Below are 7,376 nucleotides of genomic sequence, written 5' to 3'. Positions count from 1 at the left end.
GGGGGGAGCATATCAGTATGGATGGGGAGCCTTCTTTGATTATCCGCTCCAGAAAAGAAATCGATCATATTCTAAATGAAATCTACACGATCGACGCAAACATACGGCAGCCGTACTGTCTAATCAAGGTGATGGAATTACTTCTGTTTTTAAGTTCGCTGGAAAGGAAAGATACACAAAGACCCTGTTCCTTTTCAAGACCGATTTTAGAAGCAACACAAGATTGTTATGGTTATCTTGTGCAGCACCCATTTGAATGGATTCATGTAAAAGAACTTGCAGGGATGTTTGCCATATCTGAATCCGGTTTAAAAATCTGTTTTCAATATATTTCCGGAAAGGCCATCGGGAGCTTTATGAGAGAAAACCGAATAAAGGAGGCCGCAGAGCTTCTAATCAGAAAGCCCGATTTAAGCATCGGGGAGATTTCTGAAACAGCCGGTTATGAAAATCAAAGTAAATTCACAAAAGCCTTTAAAACGATTATCGGGAAAACGCCGAGTGAATTCAGGAAAGACTGATTTGCCTATTTGGAGCAAAAAATAACCCATCTGGTCATAGGACATCCTCCCACAGCGCAATATAATAATATTGTTGATGAATTAGGCACTGGATCTATAAGTGCTAATTTTTTCACCATTAAAGTTAGCAAAATCTAACTAATTAATTTTCAGGGAGGAATTTAGTATGAAAAACTTTAAAACCAAAGATTATATTTTTGCAGGCGCCTTTGCGGCCATCTTTATTGTCTTTATTGTTGTTATGATGACGATCATGAGCTTTAGCCCCATTACGGAATTGTTTGGACCATGCATTACAGCAATCATCGGTGGCCCGATATTTTTCCTGTACGTAACGAAGGTGCCGAAAAGGGGCGCTCTTCTCATCCTAAGCATTCTGATGAGCCTGATTATGATCAGCACATCCATATTGCCCATGGCCGTTTGTATTGCCGTGGGGCTTATTGCTGAAATCCTGGCATTTATTGGGAAATATTCATCAAAAAACATGTACACCTTGGCCTATGGATTTTTTGGAATCGGCATCATGAGCCCTTTCAGCATCATATTTGTTGCCAGAGCAACTTATCTGGCAAAACTGGCTCAATTTTATGGACAAGCCTATGCAGACACGGTTAACGCCATTGCTTCTAATACAGTGTTAATCGGCTTATTTATTCTGGCTTTTATCTCCGGTCTTATCAGGGCCTTTTTAGGCAGAAAGATTTTAAAGAAACATTTTGAGAAGGCGGAGATTGTATAAGATGAGTGGGCTGCAACTTTGCAAGGATAGCTTTGTACCGATGAATCCTCTAAGCAAAGTTGCAGCCTTTTTTCTGGCCTCCATGATTATGCTGAGTTCAGGAGAAACGATCGTGGAAAATCTTGTCATCACTATTATGCTTCTCCTGCTGTTGAATACCAAAAAGTATTCCGTATTCTGCAGATTTCTGTTGGTCAGCCTTGTTTTTACCATCCTCGACTATGCGGTTATCACCTTTAGGCTGCCGGGTATTTTGTTTATTGTGGCAAAATTCGGGAAAATATTTTTGCCAACGCTCATGGGCTTCTATATTCTCTCTAAAGAGACAAACAGCTTGGAGTTCATGGCTTGTTTCCATCACTTCAAAGTTCCAGCTTCTTTCCAGATTCCTTTTGTGGTGATGATGCGGTTCATTCCATCCGTGCAGGAAACTGTCGGTAATGTCATGACTGCGCTGAAGATAAAAGGACTGACCAAAAAGTATTTTTTAGACATCCGTTCTCTGCGATGGAATATTTGGTTGTGCCTGTACTGATGAGCTGTTCCCGCGCCACGGATGAGCTGGCAAGTGCGGCGATTTGCCGGGGATTTGATTCTAAAAATAAGCGGACCTATCTATTGGAATCAGAATTTAAATTCATAGACGGGGTATTGATTATCTTGTTTCTGATCCTTTTATGCTGGAAGAAGGTGGTTGTTCTATGGAATCTTTGCTTCGCGTAGAAAACGTATCGGTACAATATGAAAGCAAAAAAGAGCCGCCTATTCAACATATCAATCTATCGGTTAAAGGCGGTGAATGTGTCGCTTTGATTGGAGCCAGTGGCTGCGGGAAGACGAGTCTGATCAGAGCAATCAACGGACTTGCCAAAAATTACTATGAAGCAGAGGTTTCGGGAGAGATTTTTTTCATAACGAAAATTTATTAGAGAAGGACCCCGGGGAGATTTCCAGATCTATCGGAACGCTGTTTCAAAATCCGAAATCCCAGTTTTTTAATCTGGACACAAGCGCAGAATTAATCTTTGGATGTGAGAACCTTGGTTTGGATAAGGCAGACATATCGGCAAGAATTGACAGAATTATCGAACAGATGGAGCTTGGCCCCCTAATTAATCGGAATATTTTCAAATTATCCGGCGGTGAACGCCAAAAGATTGCGCTCGCTTCCATTCTCGCTATGGATCCTCAAATCCTTTTGCTGGATGAGCCTACCTCAAACCTGGATGTTGCGGAAGTGGGAAACCTGGAACGATTGCTTGTGCAGCTAAAGGATCGTGGAAAAACAATTATTCTGAGTGAACACCGCATGTATTGGCTCAAAAGTCTGGTTGACAGATATGTGCTGATCCGAAACGGGAAAATAGAGGGGATATTCTCAAAAAGCGAATTTCTCGATTTGCAGCCGGAAGAATTACACGAGATGGGGATTCGATCCTTTGATTTTAAGAGTAGGAATAAAGAAGATCGGAGATCCTCTACTCCCATTTTCACAAAATCCTTTCTTAGCTGCCGGAACAAACAGTTTCAAATCCGCATGGATGATTTTAGCAGAATGGCAGGCGTTATCGGAGTTATCGGCAGGAACGGAAGCGGAAAGTCAACGTTGATTGAAGGCATGCTGGGACTTCTTAAGACCAAGGGGGACATCTGCGTGAATGGCCAAAAACTGAAGATGTCTAACTGCTCCTATGTTATGCAGGATGTGACAAGACAAATCTTCTGCGAGACTGTTTCCAGAGAAGCTGGATTCTTCTGCAATGTGAGCAATGCTGAAGTCGATGAGGCCTTGAAAAAACTGAGACTGTATGAGCATAGGGCTATGCACCCACAGGTGTTGTCCGGCGGAGAGAAGCAAAGGCTTTGTCTTGCGTCAAGCCTGTTATCAAAAAGAAAAGTATGTATTTTGGATGAGCCGACGTCGGGATTGGATTACGCAAACATGAAGGCTCTTTCAGGAATAATCGACGAATTAAGGCAGCAAGGCGTCCTTGTAATCATGATTACGCATGATTACGAGATGCTTTTAAACTGCTGCGATACGATCATAGAAATTGATCATCAAAGAGCCCAAATGTATCCCATTTCTTTAGAGGCAATGAAGGCTAAATTCAATAAGCTGTATGGGGAGGGAAATCAATGGAATTAATCAAAAGGTATATTCAAAAAAATAAAAATCAGTATATGCTTGCTGTTTTACTGGCAATTTTGGGCGTAACAGCCGGTTTATTTGCATATCTCCTGCTCGCCGACATCATTGTTGCCCTGATTGGCAATGAGAGAGACGGTTCGTTTTACTTATATAGAGGCATAGCACTTCTGGCTTGCTTAAGCCTGAAGGAAGTTTTTGCAGTCTTCTCCACTTCCGTTTCCCATAAAGCGACCTTCCAATCGCTGAAAGAAATCCGGGAAGAGCTTTCCGCTAAACTGTTCCATATGCCACTGGGCAATATCATGAATATCCCGTCCGGGAAGCTCAAAAACATCATCGTGGATCAAGTGGATTCCATGGAAACAACGATGGCCCACATTATCCCTGAGATGACCGCAAATATCCTGGGACCGATTGTTTTATTTGTTTACATGCTGATCCTGGACTGGCGGCTGGCGTTAGTTTCCCTGATTCCCCTTCTCATTGGAATGTTCTGTATGAAGTCGGTGATGGCCACTTACGGGAAAAACTATCAGAAGTCCGTAGAAATCAATCAGGGGATGAACAATGCGGTTGTAGAATATATCAATGGAATTGAAGTGATAAAAACCTTTAACCAAAGTGACGCTTCCTATAAAAAGTACAGTGATGCAGTCTATGACAACGCTGCTTTCTACTATGGCTGGATGAAAGAGACAATGCTGGGGGTTTCTGCTTATCGAAAAATATCCCCGATGTCTCTGCTGACAATATTACCGCTCGGTATTTGCTTCAACATGAATGGAACTCTGCCGATTACATCCTTTATTACGATCATCATTCTTTCTTTTGGAACGATTGAGAACATCCTCACGGCTACAAACTACATGGATGATTTGGCAAGAATCGGTACGATTACAAAAGAAATAGGACTGATTTTGGATTCTCCCGATCTCGAACATGGCAATTCGCCTGTCGAACTACAGGATAATCGCATCGAATTAACAGACGTGAATTTCTCGTATGTTAAAGATAAAAAGGTTTTGGATAACGTCAGTTTATTCATCGAAGAAAATCAGGTTTCTGCATTTGCCGGAGAATCCGGGAGCGGAAAGTCAACCATTACGAAGCTGATTGCAGGTTTCTGGAATCCTGAATCAGGAGAAGTGAAAATCGGAGGGAGAAATATCAAAGAGTTTCCGCTGGAACAACTTGCGGATATAATTTCTTATGTTTCTCAGGATAACTATCTTTTTGCTCTGTCAATACGCGAAAACATCAGAATTGGAAAGCCGTCGGCAAGCGATGTTGAGGTTGAGGAAATCGCAAAGCAATCAGGCTGTCATGATTTTATCTGCAATCTGCCTGCCGGATATGACACTATCGCCGGTGAAGGCGGCGGACATCTATCCGGCGGTGAACGACAAAGAATTGCCATCGCCAGGGCCATGTTAAAGAATGCCCCGATTGTCATTCTGGATGAGGCAACATCCTATATGGATACGGAAAATGAGAGCATCGTGCAGGAAGCAATCAGCAGTCTGGTAAAAGGGAAAACATTGATATTGATTGCTCACAGACTGAGGACAATCGTGAATGCGGATAAGATATTTGTGGTAGATAAAGGCAGGATTGAAAACAGCGGAAGCCACAAGGAACTCTTAGAAAAATCAAAGGCCTACCAGTCTTTGTGGAATGCGGCAGTAAAGGAGGCGGTCAGATGATTACAGTATTCAAAAAGATATGGAATTTTGCCGGTAAAGAGCAGACAAATATAAGAAACTCTATTCTGACTGGTTTTCTATGTGCCGTATGTAATGCCATGCAGATGGGTGCTGTCTATTACATGCTGCTTAAAGTCTTTGGCAGGGGGCTTTCGGTGAAAGATGTTTACATTGTTTCCGCAATCCTGATCATCAGCTTAATCGGGAAAATTGTGATGCAATACATGTCGCAATTAGAGCAAACGCATGCGGGGTATTTTATGGCGGCAGATCAGAGGATTCATATCGGGAACAAGCTGAAGAAGGTGCCTATGGGTTTTTTCAACGAATTCAGTCTTGGCAAGATCACAACCATGAGCACGACGACACTGAGCCAGATTGAAATGCAGGTGCCTATGCTGCTGGTGCTTGTCCTGGGAGGACTGCTGAATACCTTTGTCTTTACGCTTGGTTTATTTTATGTTCATGTAGTGATTGGTTTAATAGCGACCCTTGGAATAATCCTGTTTTTTGCTGTCACCTACTTTATGGAGAAACGATCAAGAAAAAATGCCGGAGAAATTGAAAAGACGCAGATGCATTTGACAAAACAGGTTCTTGAAACGGCACAGGGAATGCAGGTGATCAAATCCTACAATTTGGGTGGGAAAAATAATAAAACACTCCAAAACACCTTTGAAGAAAACTGTACAATAAATACACAGCTTGAAAAGATGATAACGCCCTATATAGCCCTGCAACGTATTGCCATAGGAACGGCAATCAGCGCAATCATCGTTACTGCAGCGAAATACTATCTTGGCGGAGAAATGTCCCTGGCCAACACCATCATGTCCATGATCGCGAGCTTTGTTATCTTTGAAGGCATTAAGGCGGCGGGAAGTTCCATGGCCATGCTGAGAATCACCGAAAATGCCATTGACAGCCTGCACTATTTTGAACAGATTCCGGAGATCACTGAAGGAACTGTAAACCGGACACCGGAGAAACATGATATCAGCTTTCAACACGTGAACTTCTCATATAATCAAAAGCCTGTTTTAAAAAACATTAGCTGTGAGATGAAGGAAAACACAATGACAGCCATTGTAGGACCTTCAGGCAGCGGGAAAACGACTTTCTGTAATTTAATCGCTAGGTTTTGGGATACAAACTCTGGACAAGTTTTGGTTGGAGGCTGGGACATTAAAGAATACACGCTCCCCGAACTAATGAATAATATCTCAATGGTATTCCAGCATGTGTATCTCTTTGAAGATACCATAGAAAATAATATCAAATTCGGCATGCCGGACGCTTCTCATGATAAGGTGGTTGAAGCGGCTAAGAGTGCTATGTGCCATGACTTCATTGTAAGCCTTCCGGACGGATATAACACCATGATCGGTGAAGGCGGAGCAAGTCTTTCCGGTGGAGAAAAGCAGAGAATTTCTATTGCCAGAGCCATGCTGAAGGATGCTCCAATCATTCTTTTTGATGAGGCGACAGCAAATGTTGATCCCGAGAATGAGGATAAACTGAGGTTGGCTATTGAAAAGCTCACAGGAGGAAAAACGATTATTATGATCGCTCATCAACTTTCAACCATCCAGAACGCAGACCAGATCATTGTTCTGAACCATGGACAGATTGAGCAGATGGGCACCCATGAGGAATTGAAAAATCAGGATGGTTTATATAAAACATTGATCGAAATGAAAAGTAAGGCTGCTGTATGGAAAGTGACTAATTAATGTTGGTTTATCGAATCGAATTCGGAAAGTCTTATCTCAGAGAAAGCGATCGTGATAAAAGATGGTAGAAACGAAAGTTAAAAAACAGAGGAAAGACACTTTGTCGGAGCTTATGAGTCAGGTTGTTAGGTTCTATGATAAATGATTGAATACAGATAAATAGTTGAATGCTATAACATTTTGGGATACATTCGAATTCATGCTTGTTCTCATTGCGGGCAAACGATTTAACTACGAGCGTTTCCATTTACAGATTATGCTTGCCGACACCTTCAAGCTTGTCATTAAATGGGACAAGATTACGACCAAGAATGCCAATCATGCACATGGACACGGGAGAATGAAAATATTTAAGCCGTTCGCAAAAAATCTGTCGCTTGTGAAGGTGTTCAGGTAGATAAGATCTGCTGACGAATTGGGAAGCGGTATGCGCAATAACTATAAGCACACAAAGATGTATTATGATATGCTCCCCCCAAGTAGGACACCGAAATATAAAACCTACTTGGGGGTATTTCTATGTTC

General features: G+C 42.1%; 7 protein-coding genes. All 7 read left to right on the top strand.

All coding sequences use genetic code 11. The features are described from left to right. Positions 1–521 (top strand): helix-turn-helix domain-containing protein (locus HMPREF0721_RS04220; RefSeq protein ID WP_006598337.1); only part of this gene is annotated, 521 nt, incomplete at its 5' end. A gap of 166 nt (positions 522–687) precedes the next feature. Continuing rightward, positions 688–1,263, top strand: a complete 576-nt coding sequence (locus HMPREF0721_RS04215; RefSeq protein ID WP_006598336.1) for an MptD family putative ECF transporter S component — start codon at positions 688–690, stop codon at positions 1,261–1,263. Between the two features lies 1 nt (position 1,264). Next, positions 1,265–1,798 carry an energy-coupling factor transporter transmembrane component T family protein gene (locus tag HMPREF0721_RS04210; RefSeq protein ID WP_006598335.1) on the top strand — a complete coding sequence of 178 codons (534 nt, stop codon included), beginning with the start codon at positions 1,265–1,267 and terminating at the stop codon, positions 1,796–1,798. Between the two features lie 166 nt (positions 1,799–1,964). After that, positions 1,965–2,192 (top strand): ATP-binding cassette domain-containing protein, encoded by a 228-nt coding sequence (locus HMPREF0721_RS12565; protein WP_050786959.1) that lies wholly within the window; start codon positions 1,965–1,967, stop codon positions 2,190–2,192. Positions 2,193–2,209: 17 nt separating this feature from the next. Next, positions 2,210–3,412 carry an ABC transporter ATP-binding protein gene (locus HMPREF0721_RS12560; protein ID WP_341349330.1) on the top strand — a complete coding sequence of 401 codons (1,203 nt, stop codon included), beginning with the start codon at positions 2,210–2,212 and terminating at the stop codon, positions 3,410–3,412. Continuing rightward, positions 3,403–5,118 (top strand): ABC transporter ATP-binding protein, encoded by a 1,716-nt coding sequence (locus HMPREF0721_RS04195; RefSeq protein WP_006598331.1) that lies wholly within the window; start codon positions 3,403–3,405, stop codon positions 5,116–5,118. The genes HMPREF0721_RS12560 and HMPREF0721_RS04195 overlap by 10 nt, the downstream gene beginning before the upstream one ends. Further along, complete coding sequence (locus HMPREF0721_RS04190) at positions 5,115–6,851, top strand: ABC transporter ATP-binding protein (RefSeq protein ID WP_006598330.1); 1,737 nt, start codon at positions 5,115–5,117, stop codon at positions 6,849–6,851. The genes HMPREF0721_RS04195 and HMPREF0721_RS04190 overlap by 4 nt, the downstream gene beginning before the upstream one ends. The last annotated feature ends 525 nt before the right edge of the window (positions 6,852–7,376 follow it).

It is taken from the genome of Pseudoramibacter alactolyticus ATCC 23263 (assembly GCF_000185505.1).
GTDB classification, from domain to species: Bacteria; Bacillota; Clostridia; order Eubacteriales; family Eubacteriaceae; genus Pseudoramibacter; species Pseudoramibacter alactolyticus.
This window is presented reverse-complemented; position numbering and strand designations above follow the sequence as displayed.